Annotated in this window: 12 protein-coding genes; 7 read left to right on the top strand and 5 right to left on the bottom strand. The window is 70.8% G+C overall.

What is annotated here, in order from left to right; all coding sequences use genetic code 11:
* Window positions 1-4 precede the first annotated feature (4 nt).
* Window positions 5-3,166, bottom strand: coding sequence for a VPS10 domain-containing protein (locus ACOGI9_RS06975; protein ID WP_419859140.1), 3,162 nt, complete (start codon window positions 3,164-3,166; stop codon window positions 5-7).
* A gap of 31 nt (window positions 3,167-3,197) precedes the next feature.
* Window positions 3,198-4,826 (bottom strand): N-acyl-D-amino-acid deacylase family protein, encoded by a 1,629-nt coding sequence (locus ACOGI9_RS06970; protein WP_419859139.1) that lies wholly within the window; start codon window positions 4,824-4,826, stop codon window positions 3,198-3,200.
* Window positions 4,827-4,900: 74 nt separating this feature from the next.
* On the opposite strand from ACOGI9_RS06970, the gene ACOGI9_RS06965 reads away from it, so the two are divergent.
* Entirely contained in the window at window positions 4,901-6,298 is a 1,398-nt protein-coding gene (locus tag ACOGI9_RS06965; RefSeq protein WP_419859138.1) for a CapA family protein, read from the top strand.
* Here ACOGI9_RS06965 and ACOGI9_RS06960 read toward each other — a convergent pair.
* Window positions 6,285-7,049 (bottom strand): aspartate/glutamate racemase family protein, encoded by a 765-nt coding sequence (locus ACOGI9_RS06960; RefSeq protein WP_419859137.1) that lies wholly within the window; start codon window positions 7,047-7,049, stop codon window positions 6,285-6,287. The two genes, ACOGI9_RS06965 and ACOGI9_RS06960, sit on opposite strands and share 14 nt — an antisense overlap.
* 53 nt (window positions 7,050-7,102) lie before the next feature.
* Here ACOGI9_RS06960 and ACOGI9_RS06955 point away from each other — a divergent pair, with 53 nt between their 5' ends.
* From ACOGI9_RS06955 to ACOGI9_RS06945, 3 genes are all read left to right on the top strand, one after another.
* On the top strand, window positions 7,103-8,383 hold the full coding sequence (locus tag ACOGI9_RS06955; protein WP_419859136.1) for an aconitase X: 1,281 nt from the start codon (window positions 7,103-7,105) through the stop codon (window positions 8,381-8,383).
* The gene (locus ACOGI9_RS06950) at window positions 8,380-8,820 is read left to right on the top strand and encodes an aconitase X swivel domain-containing protein (protein WP_419859135.1); all 441 of its coding nucleotides are present in this window, start codon (window positions 8,380-8,382) and stop codon (window positions 8,818-8,820) included. The genes ACOGI9_RS06955 and ACOGI9_RS06950 overlap by 4 nt, the downstream gene beginning before the upstream one ends.
* A gap of 208 nt (window positions 8,821-9,028) precedes the next feature.
* Window positions 9,029-9,703: a mechanosensitive ion channel family protein gene (locus ACOGI9_RS06945; RefSeq protein WP_419859134.1), complete on the top strand. Its 675-nt coding sequence runs from the start codon at window positions 9,029-9,031 to the stop codon at window positions 9,701-9,703.
* A 62-nt stretch (window positions 9,704-9,765) separates the two neighbouring features.
* Here ACOGI9_RS06945 and ACOGI9_RS06940 read toward each other — a convergent pair whose 3' ends face one another.
* Complete coding sequence (locus tag ACOGI9_RS06940) at window positions 9,766-11,235, bottom strand: amidohydrolase (protein ID WP_419859133.1); 1,470 nt, start codon at window positions 11,233-11,235, stop codon at window positions 9,766-9,768.
* Window positions 11,236-11,358: 123 nt separating this feature from the next.
* On the opposite strand from ACOGI9_RS06940, the gene ACOGI9_RS06935 reads away from it, so the two are divergent.
* The 3 genes from ACOGI9_RS06935 to ACOGI9_RS06925 all read left to right on the top strand — a co-directional run bounded on the left by ACOGI9_RS06935 (window position 11,359) and on the right by ACOGI9_RS06925 (window position 16,678).
* Window positions 11,359-12,222: a DUF481 domain-containing protein gene (locus ACOGI9_RS06935; RefSeq protein WP_419859132.1), complete on the top strand. Its 864-nt coding sequence runs from the start codon at window positions 11,359-11,361 to the stop codon at window positions 12,220-12,222.
* 404 nt (window positions 12,223-12,626) lie between these two features.
* Complete coding sequence (locus ACOGI9_RS06930; RefSeq protein ID WP_419859131.1) at window positions 12,627-13,556, top strand: mechanosensitive ion channel family protein; 930 nt, start codon at window positions 12,627-12,629, stop codon at window positions 13,554-13,556.
* Window positions 13,553-16,678 carry a hypothetical protein gene (locus tag ACOGI9_RS06925; RefSeq protein WP_419859130.1) on the top strand — a complete coding sequence of 1,042 codons (3,126 nt, stop codon included), beginning with the start codon at window positions 13,553-13,555 and terminating at the stop codon, window positions 16,676-16,678. Before ACOGI9_RS06930 ends, ACOGI9_RS06925 begins: the two co-directional genes overlap by 4 nt.
* A gap of 29 nt (window positions 16,679-16,707) precedes the next feature.
* On the opposite strand, the gene ACOGI9_RS06920 is transcribed toward ACOGI9_RS06925, so the two are convergent.
* Window positions 16,708-17,454, bottom strand: a complete 747-nt coding sequence (locus ACOGI9_RS06920) for an SOS response-associated peptidase (protein ID WP_419859129.1) — start codon at window positions 17,452-17,454, stop codon at window positions 16,708-16,710.
* Window positions 17,455-17,478: the final 24 nt, after the last annotated feature.

The raw sequence follows: 17,478 nt of genomic DNA, 5'->3' as shown, positions 1-17,478 counted from the left end.
TATCTCAGGTCGCGGTCAGCCTCCTGACCAGTGTCTGCAACCAGTCGCTCACCTCACGGACCTCCTCCCGGAGTTCCTCGTGCCGCTCGTAGGCGTCGGCGCCCGGCGCCTGATCGGCCCGCCCGGTCATGCCGGCGAGGTAGTTGAGCTGGCTCATGAGCATGGGGCGCGGATAGCTGCCCTCCGCGTCGTTCACGCGGGCGTCGAGTTCGTCCAGCTCCGCGGCGAGTTCGTCGAGCGTCTCGTTGCGTCCCCCGCCGGCGTCCGCGCGCGCCTCCGCGATACGCTCGCGCAGGCCGTCGATGCCGTCCGCGACTTCACGGGCCTCCGCCTGCGTCTCCCGCACGGCGAGGTTGAAGCGGTACTGCTCCTCGAGGTCGGCGACGGTCACCCCCTCCGCCGCCACCCGCGGGTCGATCCGCAGTTCGAGCCCGGTCTCGGCCGCCACGTCGCCCGCCGAGAGGCGGACCGTGTACTCGCCCGGCGGCACGATCGGCCCGCCGCGGCCCGCGCCCTGCGAGCGCAGGTCCCAGCGCAGCCGGTGCATGCCCGGCGCCGACGAAACCCCGCGCGCGGACCCGCCGCGCGGCGCCATGCGCTGCATCGCCGGTCCCCCCGCCCGGGCCGCGCCGCCGCCCCCGCCGCTGGCGTAGGAGCGGATCACGTCGCCGCCCGCGTCGAGGATCTCGATCCGCACCGTCTCGTCGGGCCCAAGGTCCGGCGAGATCCAGTAGTTGATGTCCGCGCCCGCCCCACGGTAGTCCGGCCGCGCCGTGTTCGAGGCCCACTCGAAGCCCGAGTTCCGCCCGGGCCGCGTGCGGTACTGCGGCCGCCCCTCGAACAGGTGCGCCCCGCCGCCCTCCGCGACCGTCCCGTCCGCGGCGATCTCGTGCAGCGGCGTGACATCGTCCAGCACCCAGAACCCCCGGCCCATCGTCGAGAGCGCCAGGTCCTGCCGGTACACCTCGATGTCGGTCACGGGCGTCAACGGGAGATCGAGCTGGAACGACTGCCACGTCGCGCCATCATCGAAGGAGATGAAGAGCCCGAACTCCGTCCCCGCGTACAGGAGGCCCGCGCGGTCCGGATCCTCGCGCACGACCCGCACGGGCACGTCCGCCGGGATCCCGTTCGTCCCATCGGTGAGACGCGTCCATGTCTCCCCGGCGTCGTCCGTGCGGTAGACGTAGGGTTGGAAATCGCCGAGCAGGAAGCGGTACCCGGCCACGTACACCTTGTCCGGATCGTGCCGGGAGATGTCGATCGAGTTGATGCGGCCCTCGGGCGGCATGTCCGCCGGCGTCACATTCTCCCAGGACGCCCCGTCATCGAGCGTCACGTACACCGGGCCGTCGTTCGCCCCCGTCCAGATCACGTCCGGGTCGTGCGGCGAGGCCTCGATCACGTAGAGCGTGGAATAGTGCTCCTCACCCGTCGCGTCGCGCGTGATCGGCCCGCCCGACACCATCTGCCGCTCCGGGGGAAACGCCGTCAGGTCGGGAGAGACCCGCTCCCATGAGCGCCCCCCGTCCGTCGTCCGGTGCACGTACTGCGAGCCGTGGTAGACGAGGTTCGGGTCGTGCGGCGAGACTTCGATGGGCACGACGCGCTGGAAGCGGTAGGGGAGGTTGGCGGGGTTCGTGCCGTACATGTTCACGGCGCCGACGTAGTACTGCTGCTCCTGTCCGGTGCGCTGGTTGTAGACCCCGAAGCGCCCCTTGCAGTTCGCGTACACGACGTCGGGGTCGCCCGGCTTCGGCACGGCGGGACCCGTCTCGCAGCCGCCCGGCGAACGCCAGTACGCATCGGGCCCGCCCGGCGCGGAGAGCGAAGGCTGCCGGCTCGGCACGGCCACGGTGAACGCATCGTCCTGCTGCCCCGCGTAGAGCCAGTACGGGAAGCGGTCGTCCACGTCGACCTGGTAGAGTTCGGCCGTGGGCTGGTTGTTGACGGGCGACCACGTCTGCCCGCCATCGAGCGTCACGACCCCGCCGCCGTCGCTCCCGTGCACCATGATCCGCGGGTCGTCCGGGTTGATCCACAGATCGTGGTCATCACCATGGACATTCGGAATGGTACTGAAGGTCCGCCCCCCGTCCGTCGACTTCCAGGTGGACAGGTTCAGGACATAGAGGACATCCCCGTCCGTCGGGTCCGCGATCACGTTCGTGAAGTAGAACGGCCGGTGCATGAGCTGATTCCGAGGATCGTCGTTGATCAGCTCCCACGTCTCTCCCGCATCGTCCGAGCGGTACAGGCCCTCGATCGGTTCCGGCGCCTCGACCAGCGCATAGACGCGGTCGGGCATGTCCGGCGAGACGGAGAAGTCGACCTTGCCGATGAGTCCGTCCGGGAGCCCGGCGGTGATCCGCCGCCACGTGTCGCCCCCGTCCGTCGTCTTCCAGATCCCGTCTTCGTCGCTGGCGCCGGAGATGATCGACCACGGGTGCCGTTGCGCTCGCCACATCGCCGCGTAGATGACGTTGGCGTCCGCCGGATGAAATTCGAGATCCACCGCCCCGACGGAGTCCGAGGTGAAGAGGATGCGCTCCCAGTCGAGGCCGCCGTTCGAGGAACGATAGACGCCTCGCGTCTCATTGTTGATGAACGGGTTCCCCATCGCCGCCGCATAGACGAGGTCGGGATTGTCCGGATGGGCCTTCACGGACGGGATCTGGCCCGCGTCCTCGAGCCCGACGTGGTCCCACGTCTCTCCCGCGTCCGTCGACTTATGGATGCCCTTCCCGATGATGATATTCGAGCGGATGCCGTCCGAGCCCGTCCCCACGTAGATGACATTCGGATCCGAGTCGGCGACTTCGATATGGCCGATGGAGGGAGACCGGAAGTATCCGTCGGAGATATTCTCCCACGTCATCCCGTAGTTCGTCGTCTTCCACACGCCGCCGCCGGTCGCCCCCTGATAGAACGTGTGGGGATGGGAACGGTGGCCCTCGACCGCCGTGACGCGGCCGCCGCGCGAGGGGCCGACGAAGCGGAAGGAGAGGCCGCCGAAGAGACTCGGGTCGACGGTGTCCGCGGCCGGGGCCGGGTGCCGGACGCCGGCCGGAAGTTCACCGGCGCTCGCGCCATTCTGCGCGGCAAGGGGCCACGCGAGAGCGGCAACGGCCGCCAGAGGTGCGAGCACGGTTCGTGTTCCGGTCATCGGGACGGAGAATCGCATGTCTGCTCCTGAGTTATCGCGTCTTGACGATCGCTTCGCCGGCGAGCGCGTCCGTGAAGCGGCCCTCGTCGATCGCGAGCGTACCATTGACGAGGGAGTACTCGACCCCCTCGGCGAGACCGTGCGGGTCGTCGTACTCGGCGGTGTCGCGGAACCGTTCGAGCTCCACGACGATGACGTCGGCGACCGCGCCGGGTTCGAGGACGCCGCGGTCTTCGATGCCGTACACGCGGGCCGGCAGCGCCGTCATGGCGTGAATCGCCTGTTCGAGCGAGGTAACGCCTTCCTCGAGTACGTACTTGCGGATCCGCCGCGGAAAGGCGCCGAAGCCGCGCGGATGCGGATGACCCTCCCCCGGCATCCAGAGCGAGCCGTCGGAGGACGTCATCATCCAGGGCTGCGCCATGAAGCGCGCGATGTCCTCGTCGTTCATGTTGAACGACGTGAGCCCGGTGCCGCCGCCTCCGTCCAGCGCCTCCACGAGGAGGGCGAGCGCCGTCTCTATCGCGTCCATCCCGCGATCATCGGCCACGTCCTGCAGGGTGCGGCCGCCATCGGGGCCGCCCTGCAGCATGAGCCGGTCGGCGCCGCCCCGGCGGTCGAGGTTCTCCCACATCTCCGCCACGAGCCGGGGGCGCTCGGCGGGATCCTCCATCCGCTCGTACAGGTTGCCCCCCTCGCCCGCGAGGGCCCAGCGCGGGACGAGCGCGCCCACGATGCTCGTCCCCGAGGCCTCGTAGGGGTACTGGTCCGCGTAGATCGCGAGACCCTCCGCCCGCGCCTCCTCGATGTGCCGCACGACATCCGCGGACTGGCCCCACACCCGGGGTCCGAGCGCCTTGATGTGCGTGACGACGCCCGTGATGCCGGAGCCGCGCGAGATCTCGATCACCTCGTCCACGGCGCCGATGAGGCCGATCGAATAGTCGGACTCGTCCCGGATGTGGCTCTGGTACACGCCGCCGTACTCGGCCGCGATCCTGGCGAGTTCGACGACCTCTCCGGTCGGGGCGTACGATCCGGGCGAATAGTAGAGGCCCGAGGAGAGTCCGAAGGCGCCCCCGTCCATCCCGTCGCGGACGATGGTCCGCATGCGGTCGAGTTCCTCCGGCGTCGCCTCGCGGGCCTGCATCCCCAGCACGGCGCGCCGCACGCTTCCGTGCGGAACGAAGGCGCCCACGTTGACCCCGACGCCGGGGTCGCGGATGCGAGCCCTCTGGTCGGCGAGGTCCACCGTGCCGCCGCCATCGGGGTTCGCGAAGATCGTCGTGATCCCCTGCGCGAGCAGCGGCCGCGCGGTGCGAAGTTCGTCACGCAACAGCGCCGGCATGGCGTGGGAGTGCGTGTCGATGAAGCCGGGGAAGACGTGCAGGCCGTTCGCTTCGATCTCCCGGTCGGCGGTCGCCGCGCCCAGGTCGTCCACCGCGACGATCCGCCCGCCGTCGATCGCGATGTCCCCCGCCCGGGCCGGACTCCCGGATCCGTCGACGAGAGTGCCGCCGCGGATGATCAGATCGTAGCTCTGCGCCGCCACGGGCCGGACGACGGCCGCCGCCGCAAGCAGGCCCGCCGCCGCGAGGAGGGTCGGGAGCGCCCGTCCGGCGTGGCGGCGCGCAGTCGGCAAAAGCATGTTGTAGTTCATACGGTCGAATCTGTCGGCCCGGATGCGAACCGCACAAGCAAAAGCGTACGCAGGTCAGCCCATCGGAGGCACCCATGCGCCGGAATCGACTTCCGCTGTCGTCGCTCACGTTCGCCGGGATCGCGGCCGGCTTCGCCCTCGTCGCCGGGACGGCCCTTGCCACGCCCGTCTCGCTTGAGGCGCAGGCGTTCGAGGACGCGCGCGGGAACATGTCCATCGCCCTCGCGGGCGACGCGATCATCTCGCGGAAGATGTCTCCGTACCGCGAGCCCGAGTTCCTCGCCCTGCGCGACATCATCCAGAGCGCGACCACGGCGTTCGTGAACCTCGAGATCCTGTTCCACGACTACGAGGACGACGTGATCCCGGCGGCGGCCAGCGGCGGCACCTACATGCGCGCGGAGCCGGAAATCGCGCACGAACTCGCCTGGTTCGGCTTCGACATGGTGAGCCTGGCGAACAATCACACGATGGACTTCGGTGCCGGCGGGGCGCGGCGCACGGTGGAAGCGGCCGAAGCGGCGGGACTCGCGGTCGCGGGCTACGGCGAGAACCTGTCGGAAGCGCGGGCCCCCGTCTACGTGGACACGCCCGGCGGCCGGGTCGCGCTGATCTCGATCGCCTCGACCTTCGACGACGCGATGCGGGCAGGCCACCAGCGGCCGGACATGCGCGGGCGCCCCGGGCTGAGCCCGATCCGCTACGAGCGGCACGTGACCGTGACGGCGGACCAGATGGCGGGCCTCCGGGACGCGCTCTCGGCGGCGGGGCGCGGCGGCGGCTCCGGACCGAGGCTGAACTTCGGCGGCATGACGTTCCTCGTGGGAGACAAGCCGGGCATGAAGACGGTACCGCACGCCGGGGACCTGACGGAGATCGTCGAAGTCGTAAAGGAGGCGCAGCGCCAGGCGGAGTGGGTCATCGTCACGAGCCACTCGCACGAAGGTGCGGATCGCCGCGAGGTGCCGGCCGACTTCCTCGTGGACGTCGCCCGCGCGACCGTCGACGCGGGCGCGGACATGTTCGTGGGCCACGGCCCCCATATCCTGCGCGCGGTCGAGATGTACCAGGGCAAGCCGATCTTCTACTCGCTGGCGAACTTCGCCATGCAGAACGAAACGGTCGAGCTGCAGCCGCAGGACAACTACGAGGCCCAGGGGCTCGGGTACGAGGACCATCCGGGCATGTTCCAGGATGTGCGGATCGAGCGCATGGGCGCCGGCTCCTTCCCCGCGGGGAAAGGGTTCTGGGAGAGCGTCGTCCCGGTCGTGGAGTACGAGGGCGGGGAATTGAAGGAGATCCAGCTCCACCCGATCACCATGGGCTGGCAGTTGCCGCGGCCGGTGCGCGGGCGGCCGATGATGGCCGACGACGCGCTCGGACAGGAGATCCTCCAGGGTCTGGCGAAACTCTCCGCCGAGTTCGGAACGACGATGACGATCGAGGACGGCGTCGGCATCATCCGACCGTGACGGGGGCGATCTCCTTGCGGGGCGGGGGATAGGCGCGCGGGGACGGCCGCACGCCGGTGGCGGCGAACGATTCCGCCGCCTTGAGCGCGGCGAGCACCGGGTTGATGACGGGTACCCCGAGGCGCTCGCCGAGCTTCCGCGCCACGTCGAGGAACCCCATCGTCATGCAGCCGAGGACGAGCGTGTCCGCGCCGGCGCGCAGCGCCGCGTGAGCCTCGGTCTCGAGCGTCTCGAGCACCTGCTCCGCGCGCTGCCGCAGTTCGAGCACCGGGACGTCGACCGCCCGGATGTCCGCCACCAGCCCTTCGAGGCCGTAGCCCCGCATCTGACGGCGGATCGCGGGCACGACTTCGTCCACGACCGTGATGATCGCACAGCGCTGTCCCATTTGCGCCGCGGCGAGCGCTCCGGCCTGGCCCGGGCCGATGACCGGGAAGTCCACGAGTTCACGGGCCGGCGCGAGGCCGGGATCGCCGAAACACCCGATGATCATCGCGTCGAACCCCTCCGCTTCGAGACGCGGCGCGGCCTCGAGGATTCCGGGCACCGAGAGATACTCCTCGGCGGACGACTCGACCGAGGCCGGCCCGTTCTCCGTCTCGCGAACGACGGCTTCCGTCCCGGGAAAGGCATGCTCGTTGAGGAAGGCCTGGCGCCGCACGAGTTCCTCCGGCCCGAGAGGGCCGCGGGACATCGGTCCGGGAAGGAAGTAGACGATGCGCATGGTCGGATCCGTGGGTTTCGGATTCACGGGCGTCTTGAACGGAACATGGGACCGAACATGGCTGGATGGAACACGGCGGCATGACGGGCGTCCGCCTCGAACCCGGAGATCTCGCGCGCCTGCGGGGAGATGAGGGAGAGGGCGCGCGGCTCGCGATGTCGATCCTGGCGCGCATGGCCGACGTGGTCGGGGCGCGGGAACTGCTCGACATCACGGCGGCGCACATCGACTCGTCGCTCTACCAGGGACCGGCCACGCTCGAGTTCGCGGAGCGTCTGGCGGACGGCGGCGCGCGGGTACAGGTGCCGACGACCCTCAACGTGTCGGGCGTCGACGAGCATGGTTGGCGCGAGTGGGACGTGTCCGAGTCCTGGGCAACGCCGGCGCGGCGCCAGATGGAGGCGTACGAGGCCATGGGCTGCGAGCCCACCTGGACCTGCGCGCCCTACCAGACGCAGCCGCGGCCGGGCGTCGGGGAGCAGGTCGCGTGGGGCGAGTCGAGCGCGATCGTGTTCGCGAACTCGGTGCTGGGCGCGCGCACGGAGCGCTATCCGGACCTGCTGGACATCTGCTGCGCGGTCACGGGCCGCGCCCCGGCCGCGGGGCTCCATCTGACCGGGAACCGGGCGGGGCAGGTGCTCGTGGATCTCTCCGGCGTTCCGCGCCGACTCGCGGAGGAGCCCGCGCTGTATCCGGTGCTGGGACACTGGATCGGCCTGCGCGTGGAGGGGCGGATCCCGGTGCTCGACGGACTCCGGGCCCGGCCGGGAGAGGACGACCTGAAGGCGCTGGGGGCCGCCATGGCCTCCTCGGGCGCGGTGGGCCTGTTCCACTGGGTCGGACTTACACCGGAAGCGCCGGACCTGGACGCGGCGTTTCAGGGGAGGGAACCGGCGACCCGGATGTGTCCGGGGCCCGCGGCGCTGCGGGCGGCGCGGGACGAACTCGGCTCGGGGCTGTCCGACTCGGCCGGTCTGGATCTCGTCGTGCTGGGGAGCCCGCACTTCTCGCTGTCGGAGTTCGCGGCCCTGGCGCGCCTCGTCGACGGCCGGCGACGCCACCCCGGCGTGCGGCTGCTGATCACGACCGGGCGGGCCGTCCGTGAACTGGCGGCGAGAGCGGGCCACCTCGACGCGATCGAATCCTTCGGCGGGGAGCTGACCGTGGACACCTGCATCCTGACGACGCCCATGCTGCCGGAGAGCATCCGGCGGCTCATGACGAACTCCGCCAAGTACGCCTGGTACACGCCGGGCCTGCTCGAGCGCGCCGTCGCCTTCGGGAGCCTGGCGGACTGCGTGGAATCGGCCGTCGCCGGCCGCGTCACGCGGGACGACGGCGCGTGGACCGCGGAGCCGTGAGCGACGCCCCCGCCGCCCCGGGCTCCGGTCCGCTGACCGGCCGAGCGCTCGTCGCGGGCGCCGCGGAAGGCGCCGTCCTGTACTCGTCCGAGCCGCTCAGCTTCTGGGGCGGCTACGACGCGAAGACCGGGGAGATCATCGACCGGCGCCATCCGCTGGCCGGCCGGACCGGCGCCGGCCGCATCATGGCCATCCCGGCGACCCGCGGGTCCAGCACGACGACCGCCGTCCTCCTCGAGGCCATCCGCCGCGGCACCGCGCCGGCGGCATTCCTGACCCGCGGCCCCGACACCTTCCTCGCGCTCGCCGCCATCGTCGCCGCTCAGCTCTACAACCGCGCCCCGCCCGTCGTCGCGCTATCCGCCGGCGACTTCGACGCCCTGCGTCGGATCCCCCGCGCCCGGGTCGAGGCCACGGGTACCGTGCTGGCCCGCTGACCGGCCGCCGGAAGCCGCCTTCCATCGCTCCGGACCGCTGCCGGACGCGGCGTCCGTCTGGTGGCGTGGACTCCTGATCATCATTCTGAATCCTCTATCGGCCCGGGCGGAGACCGCCCCCCGAGTCGTCGTGAATAAATGGAGCCGCGCGTAACGCCGCGGCGCTGACCGGCAACCGTTTTTCGCGATGGAGGGAACCAGGATGGAAATGGACTGGGACGCGATACTGCTCGAGCCGATCCGTGTCTTCGTCGATCAACTGGTTGGGTTCCTGCCCAACCTGCTGGCCGTGTTGGCGATTCTGGTCGGTGGCTGGATCGTCGCGAAGTTGATCAAGACGGGGCTCGTCCGGCTTCTCGGCGCGGTGAAGGCGGACAGCGTGGCCGAGAGGATCCAGTTGGCGGAGATGCTGGCCAAGGGAGGCATCGAGCGCACGTTCTCCCAACTGGTCGGAGCCCTGGCCTACTGGATCGTCATGCTCGTCGTGCTGGTGGCGGCGCTGAATGCGCTACAGCTCACCGCCACCGCCGAATTGCTCCAGCGGCTCGTCGGCTTCCTGCCCACGATCGTGACGGCCATCGTCGTGTTGATTCTGGGCATCCTGGCTGCCGGTTTTCTGGGGGCGACGGTCCGCGCCGTGGCCAGCAACGCGGGCATCGCGCAGGCCCAGGTGCTGGGGCAGTTCGCACAGGTCGTCGTGGTCATCTTCGCCGTGGTCGTGGCCCTGCAGCAGGTTCAGGTCCAGTTCGTGGGCGACGCCTTCCTGATCATCCTCGCGGCCATCGGCTTCGCGTTGGCCCTCGCCTTCGGGCTCGGATGCAAGGACCTGGCGGGCCGATGGATGAGCGACCTCGTCGACCGCCTCTCGCCGCGAAAGGACTAGGCCGCCGCGAGTGATGCGGCCGTCGGCTCCGGGCTTGCCGGCCCGGAGCCTGGCGGCCGGACCTAGCGGCGGTAGTCGAGGGGCGGCGGGCGGTCGCCCAGCAGCGCGGAGTACTCGAAGTCCGCGCCGCGGTGCGCCCTCAGTTCCTCCCACGCGGCGGCGATCACGTCCGGGCTCTGGAAGAGTTCGATCGTTGTCAGCGCCAGCGTCTTCGCCGCGACGATCATCCCCTTCGTCCCGATGTCGGTGCCCCCGGCCGCCACGGCCTGCCAACTGTGCGCCGACGTGCCCGGCACCCAGGTCGCCGTCGACAGCCCGGTCGTCGGCACGACCCAGCTCACGTCGCCGACATCGGTCGATCCGCCACCCGCGGGGTCGACCCCGAACTCCTCGATCTCGGCCTCGGAGCCCAGCGGCCGGCCGGATCCGCCCACGAAGCTGTCCTGGATCTGCTGGGCGAAGGCCCGCTCCGCTTCCGTGTACTCCACACCCCCGACCTTGCGCAGGTTCGCGTCCATTACCCGCCCGAGGGCGACGTTGGGCACGAGGTCGTAGAGCCCGTGGATCACCTCGTATTCCATCCCGGTCCCGGTACCCATCGCCGCGCCCTCGGCCGCGCGCGCCACGCGCTCGAACAGCCTGAGCACGGTGGGGGCGTCCGGGTGCCGCACGTAGTAGTAGACCTCCGCGAAGTCCGGCACGACGTTGGGCGCGAAGCCGCCCTGCGTGATCACGTAGTGGATCCGCGTCTCCTGCGGAACGTGCTCGCGCATGAGGTTCACCATGTGGTTCATCGCCTCGACCCCGTCGAGCGCGCTCCGTCCCCGCTCCGGCGCGCCCGCCGCGTGCGCGGAATAGCCCCGGAAGCGGAATTTGGCGGACTTGTTGGCCAGCGAGCGCCCCACCCGCGCGCTGTTCTGCGCGCCGGGATGCCAGTGCAGCGCCACATCCACGTCGTCGAACAGGCCCTCGCGCACCATGTACACCTTCCCCGCGCCCCCTTCCTCGGCCGGCGTGCCGTAGAGCCGGATCGTCCCCTCGTGTCCCGTCTCTTCCAGCCATTCCTTGACCGCGATGGCGGCCGCCACGGAGCCCGCGCCGAACAGGTGGTGCCCGCACGCGTGGCCCGCGCCTCCGATGATGATGGGCGAGCGTACGGGCACGGCGTCCTGGGAGATGCCCGGCAGCGCGTCGTACTCGGCCAGGATCCCGATGACCGGGCCTCCGGAGCCGTAGCTCGCTACGAACGCCGTGGGCATGTCGGCGACCCCCGATTCGACCGAGAACCCCGCCGCCTCCAGTTCGCCCTTCAGCAGTTCGGAACTCTTCTCCTCCTGGTAGCCGACCTCGGCCCACTCCCAGATCTGGCGCGCCACGCTCCCGTAGTGGTCCCGGCGCGCCTCGATCCCCGCGATCTGCGCGTCCTGAACCGCCGTGAGGGGCAGCGGGCATAGGACCACGAAGGCGCCGGCGAGGAGTCGGCGACGGTGGATCTTCCTGTTCACCAAGGGGTGCCTCTCTGACCTGGACATGCTTTCTGGAACTCCTCGAAGAGGAACGGATAGAACGTCTGGGAAAGCTGGCCCGGCAAAGCGCGTCTGGCTAGCCTTGGTCGCCGTTTCTCGTACCGATCACGGGGGTTGGGGGTGGAGAAGATGAAGTCGTGGATCGTGCTTGCCCTGGCTGCGGCATCGACCGCCGCGCCCGCCGCGTCGCTCCAGGAGGAAGTCCAGGAAGAAGCGGAGATCCGCTGGTCCTACAACGCGGAACTGAGTCTGCTCTTCACGTCGGGGAACTCCACGGTACGCACGTTCGGCCTCGGCGGCGGCGCCCGGCGCGAATGGGGCGGGGGAGAGCTGTCCCTGAGCGCGGGCGGTCTCCGAACCGAGTCCGGTACGACCCGGCGCATCGCCGTGGGGACTCCGGACCGCTTCACCGTGATGAGCGACGCCGATCCGGAGCCGACGGCCGAGAACTACTTCGCGCGCGGCGAGTTCGAGCGGTCGTTTTCGGATCAGGTCCACCTCACGACCGGTGCCGGGTGGGAGCGGAACACGTTCGCCGGGTACGAGAGCAAGCTCTCCCTGGTGGGCGGCATCGGGAACACGTGGATCGACACCGAGAGGACCCGGCTCAAGAGCGACTACGGGGTCACGTTCACGATGCAGGACGACATCGTCGATGACCCCGACCGGAGTTCGCGCTTCGGCGGCATCCGCATCTCCACGAACTTCCGGCGCGAGTTGACGGAGACGGCCAACCTCGAGAGCACGCTGACGCTGGACGAGAACCTCACGGACGCGGCGGACCTCCGCGCCGATTTCGCCAACTCGCTCGCGGTCGACATCAACAGCTCCCTGGCCGTGAAGACGGGCCTGCGGCTCGCGTGGGACAACGCGCCCGCGCTCACCCGCGCTCCTCTCGAGCAGCCTGCGGGGACCCCGACCGGGGAGACGGTCCTCGTCCCGCGCCACAAGCTCGACTCCACGCTGACCATCGCGCTCGTCGCCAACTTCTGACTCTCTGAGCGATTGTCGGGAGGCTCACCGCCCCCGCACATTGCCCGCATGGTCAGGCGATCCGGTGGGTTGGTTCCACGACTTGGAAGGGCCGCCGTCTTCCTTCCGCTCCTGCTGTCCGGCTTGTCCGCCGGCTGTCGGTCGGATGCCCCGCCGCCGGGCGAGGATGCCCCGCCGCCGGTCGTCGCGAACCGTCGGCAACGGTCGCGGGGGCCGAGTCCGGCCCGGCGTCCGGGGCCGGACCGGCGGACGCCCTCGCGCCCCCCGAAACGCCGGACCTGGAGGCGGGAGGGGCCGACGCGCCGGCCGAAGCGTCCGGGCAGCAGGCGCCGCCCCTGGTTCAGGACTCGATCGGGATCCGGCTGGAGGCGCTGGCGCTGGCCCAGGAGCGGATCCTTGCCCGGTTGGATTCGCTGCAGGCCCCCGTCCCTCCCGCGACCACCGAGGATACTTCGTCCACGGCGCTCCCGGCGCTGGATCTCGAGGAAGCGGGAGAAGAGGTGCGGGGTCTCGGCGTCGGCATCTTCTGGTCGCTCGTCGTGATCGTCGTCTTCCATTTGCTGATCCGGGTCCTGGTCTGGACGCTGGAGGCGCTCGCCGAGCGGAGCGTCCGGCGCCGTCTCGCCTTCAAGTCGCTCATCCCCATCAGCCGCATGCTCCTGTGGGCGATCGCGGCCTACCTGATCCTCCGCACGGTCTTCCGCGTCGACGCCCAGGGGATCCTGGCCGCGAGCGCCGCTCTGGGCGTGGCGCTGGGGTTCGCCGCCCAGGACTTGCTCAAGAACGTGTTCGGTGGCCTGATCGTCGTGTTCGACCAACCCTTCCAGGTCGGCGACAAGATCTCGGTGGGCGGGACCTACGGTGAGGTGGTCTCCATCGGACTCCGCTCGACGCGGATCGTGACGGCCGACGACAACCTGGTCTCGGTGCCCAACGCGCAGGTGGTGCAGGAATCCGTTGCGAACGCGAACGCGGGGCAACTCCATTGCCAGGTGGTGACGGACCTCTACCTGCCGGGGCGCGTGGACGAGCGGAAGGCGAGGGAGATCGCGTTCGATGCGGCGGTCACGTCCAGGTACGTCTTCCTCGAGAAACCCGTCGTCGTGCTCGTCGGGGACGAGTTCCGGACGACGTTCCTCACGCGCGTCAGGATAAAGGCGTACGTGCTGGATCCACGCTTCGAATTCCTGTTCCAGAGCGACGTCACGGAGCGGGCGCGAGACGGTTTCCGGGCGGCGGGCCTCGTCGCCGAGCAGGATTGGTATCCCGCCGTGGAGGCGACCGCTCCGACGGATCCGGATCCGTCGGCCGCGGGCGGGGGCCTGCGCGCATGAACGCGGGCCTCGGCGAACCGGACGGCCGCGCGTCCGGCCCGGCAAACGACGCGGAGATCGCCGACCGGATCTCCGAAGCCGTGCACCGACCGTTCCGGGAGATCTGGCGGCGGTACGAGGAAGACGATTGGGCCCCGATCCGCCGCGCGTTGGACCGTGCATCGAGAACTCACGCGCAGGCTCTGGCGGAACTCGAGGCGGACATCGGATCCAGGGGCGCAAGCGGAGAGGACTCGCCCCGACCGGAGGCGGCGGACGGGTACCTGCGGACGGCCTCCGATGAGGTCCTGAAGCCGTTGTGTCGGGCCATCCGCCGCGCGCCGCTGGCCGCCGGTCTGCGGGCGTCGCTGTCGGCCGCTCGCGCCGAGGCGGAGGCGGGCGTGGAGGAACTCCCGCCGAAGGCCGACGTGCCCCTTTCCGCGGATGCGCTCCGGCGCGCGCGCGACGCCGGGGCCGGGATCGACGCGAAGCGCCTCCTCGCCCTCGCGCTCCGGCCCATCGTCTGGCGGCGCGTGACACATGAGGTCCCGGTCGCCGGCCTCGCCCGGCGGCACCTCGATGGGGTCGTTCTCCCGCGGCAGGCGCGCGCCTGCCGGGCGAGTCAGCGCCGGCGGGCGGCCTGGCTGGGCGGCCTGGAGCGGGCGTTCGACGCGTGGATCGAGGGGGTCCTCGACCCGGAGGGGGAGCGCACGTCCGGCTACCCGGGCCGGCTGGCCGCCGCGGGCCGGGCGCTTCAGGGCGAACTCCTGGCGGCGGCGGACGGTCTGGCCTCGGCCGCCGGACCCGCACCCGGCGATGCGGACAGGCGTGCGGTCCGGATCCTGAGGGCGACGGTGGCGGTCGCCGGCACGTTCGTTGCGCGCGATACGTCGAACCCCCGGCACCGGAACGTGGGTTCGGCCTGGGCGGAAGGCTGGGATCGGTGGGCCGGCGAGTCCGCCAACCGGCTGGAACTGTACCGCAGCCTGCTCGAATCGAGTCTCGCGATTTCGTCCATCGGGGATCGACTGGCCGCCGCCTGGGCCGAAACGATGGAGCGGGTGAACGGTGTGATATCGGAGATCGAGTCGGCGCTCGGTGAAGGTCGCCGGCGCGTCGCGGAGCTGACCTCCGCACCGGAGGCCCTGCAGGGGGCGCTGGAGGCCGAGCGGCGCGGGGTCGCCGAGGCGCTGGCCCGGCCTGCGGGCGTGCTGGGCGACTCCGGGGCCTTCGTCGCGGAACTCTCGGCTGCGGCCGATCGCGCGGTCGGACGGATCGAGGCGCTCAACCTCCGCATGCCCGAGGTCGTGTCCCTGCACGAGATGCCCGATGCCGGCGAAACAGTGCGACGGCCAGGCCGGGAGACGCGGCACGTGCAGGTCCGCGAAGCCGCAATACGGGCCTTCGACACGTTCAGGATGGAACGGATCCGCGCGATACCGGCCGGCATGGCAGGGTCGCTCGACCGGGCAGGCGCGGAGGTGGCGGAGGCGTGCGAGGTGTCGGCGTACGGATACGAGGTCGCCCTCGCCGAACTCTCCGACGCTCTCGACGGGGCGGAGCCCCCCGACCGCGGTCACGTCATCGCTCCCGCCCGGAACGCCCTGACGCGTGCCGCCGACAAGCTCGAACGGACCCGTGAGGTTCTGTTCGAGGCGAGCGCGGAGGCCGGGCGCCGGGCGACCGCCGAGGTTGCCGAGGGGGCCGCGCGCCTGACCCGTCGGGCCCTCGCCGAAGGGTTTGCGGCGGAACTGCTGCGAGCGCGCTCGTACCTCGAGGGCGAGGTCGCCGGGGACTGGCGACGGTGGCGGAGCCGCCTGACCACGCACCAGCCCTCGGTGGCGGCGGCCGTCCGCGCCGGGTGGCGACGCCTTGCCTACCTCGGGAGGACCCTCGGCCTCCTTCCGCCGGTCCAGGGAGCGGCCGACCCCGATGCTCCCCAGCCGGCGTCGGTATCGGAAGTCTTCCGGGATCTTCCCGCCGTGTACCGCCGGTTGTTCTCGTTGGAGCCCCTCACCGATTCCCAACTCCTGGCCGGAAGGGATCGCAGTCTGGCCGAGATCGCGAAGTTGCATCGGGCGTGGGAGGAGGGTGGGGCCGGTTCGTTGATCGTGGTCTCACCGCCCGGCGTCGGGACCACGAGTTTCCTGAACGTGGTCGCCGCGCGTCTTGCCGCGGATTCGCGAGCTTGCGTCAGGCGGATCCTGAATGAGCGCGAGCGCGATGAACCCCGGTTCGCGCGCCGGCTCGCCGCGTGGCTCGGCCTCGAAGCCCCGGACCCTCCCGGGGAAACGGTCGACCTCGACCGGCTCGCCGACCGGGTTCTGCGGAGCCCGGACGGGGAGGTCCCGCGGACGGTGATCCTCGAGGGCGGAGAGTTCCTGCACCTGCGAGCCCCCGGCGGCGGCGAGCTTTTCGAGCGCCTCATGACCTGCATCGCGCGCACGGAGTCGAGGATCTTCTGGTTGGTCTCCATGAACGCCTCGGCGTGGCAGATCGTCCGCGCACGCCTCCGGCCGTTCGTCAGCGATATGCACTGCCTGACGCTGGCTCCCCTGACCGCCGACGAGTTGCGTCAGGCGATCTTCGCGCGGCACCGGCGGAGCGGGATCCCGCTCCAGTTCGACGAACCCCGCGCGGGGCGGGCGGCTCTGCTTCGGCGGCTTCGACGCGCCCGGACGAGCCAGAGACGCCGACAGTTGATCGAGGCCGACTATTTCCGGCGGCTCCACCGCGCCTCGCTCGGTTCCGTGCGACTGGCGCTGCTGCACTGGCTGAGGTCCGTGGACCTCGAGACGATCGAGGGCAGCCTTCTCGTGCGTCCGCTGACCCCGACCCCATCGTCATCGTCGCTGGACACGCTGGATATCGACCAGAGCTTCGCCCTCAAGGCGATCCTCGACCACGGGACTCTCACGCTCACCGAGTACGGCGAAGTCATGCGGATCCCGCCCGCCGCCGCCCGCCACACGCTCAGGTCGCTCGAGGAGCTACGCCTGGTCGATGTCAACCCGGCCGGGGAGGCCGGGGAAGGAGGGCCCCCGGGGGACACGCCGGGCCCGGCCGAGCCCCGCTACCGGATTCGACCGCTCATGCTCGGCGCGGTGAGCCAGCACCTGAGGTCCCGCAACGTCCTGCACTAGCGCACGCCGGGAACGGCCGATCGAGCGCTTCACGACCGGAAGAGCGTGAGCTGGTCGGGGGGCGCGTCGCCGACCGGGGGGCGATCGCGCCAGCCTGACGGTTCCCGGATCGGAGCGCTCCGGGGCTTCGCGCAGGCCGCATCGTCCGCGGCGACGCGGTTCACCCGGCGGCTGACCGCGAACACCTCCAGTGCCTCCGCGTCGAACGGCCGGAGCGGCTCCATGGTGCGCTCGGAGATGTCGAGGTCGAGCCACATCTGCGCGCCCGCGCCCTCGAGTATGACCGGCATGCGGCCGTGCAGCGGTTCGAGCAGCGCGTTCGCGTCCGTCGTGACGATCGTGCAGGAGGGGATCGTGCCGTCCGGTCCGCGCCACACGTCCCACAGGCCGGCGAGCGCCATCGGTCTCCGGTCCCGGCGCCGGGTGAAGTACGGCTGCTTCAGGCCGCCCTCCTTCCGCCATTCGTAGAATCCGTCGGCGAGGACGGCGCAGCGCCGGTCGAGAACGAGGTCTCGAAACGCGCGCCGGGTTTCGAGCGACTCGGCGCGGGCATTGATCATCGGCGGGAGCGACGCGCGATCCTCCGCCCAGTTCGGGATCAGCCCCCAGCGCAGCGGAACGAGCTCCCGGCCGCCGGCGCCTCGCCGGAGGGCGATGACCTCGTCCGTGGGCGCCACGTTGTAGCGGGCGGACCACTCCTCGAGCCGCGACGGATCGGCCTCGAAGAGTTCCGCGAGGTCCGGAACCGGGGTCTGAAGGCTGAATCGTCCGCACATGGGAGCAACCTAACGAGCGCCGAC

It is taken from the genome of Candidatus Palauibacter irciniicola, assembly GCF_965208695.1.
GTDB classification, from domain to species: domain Bacteria; phylum Gemmatimonadota; class Gemmatimonadetes; order Palauibacterales; family Palauibacteraceae; genus Palauibacter; species Palauibacter irciniicola.
The sequence above is the reverse complement of the archived record's forward strand: the minus strand, read 5'-3'. Positions and strand labels throughout refer to the sequence as shown.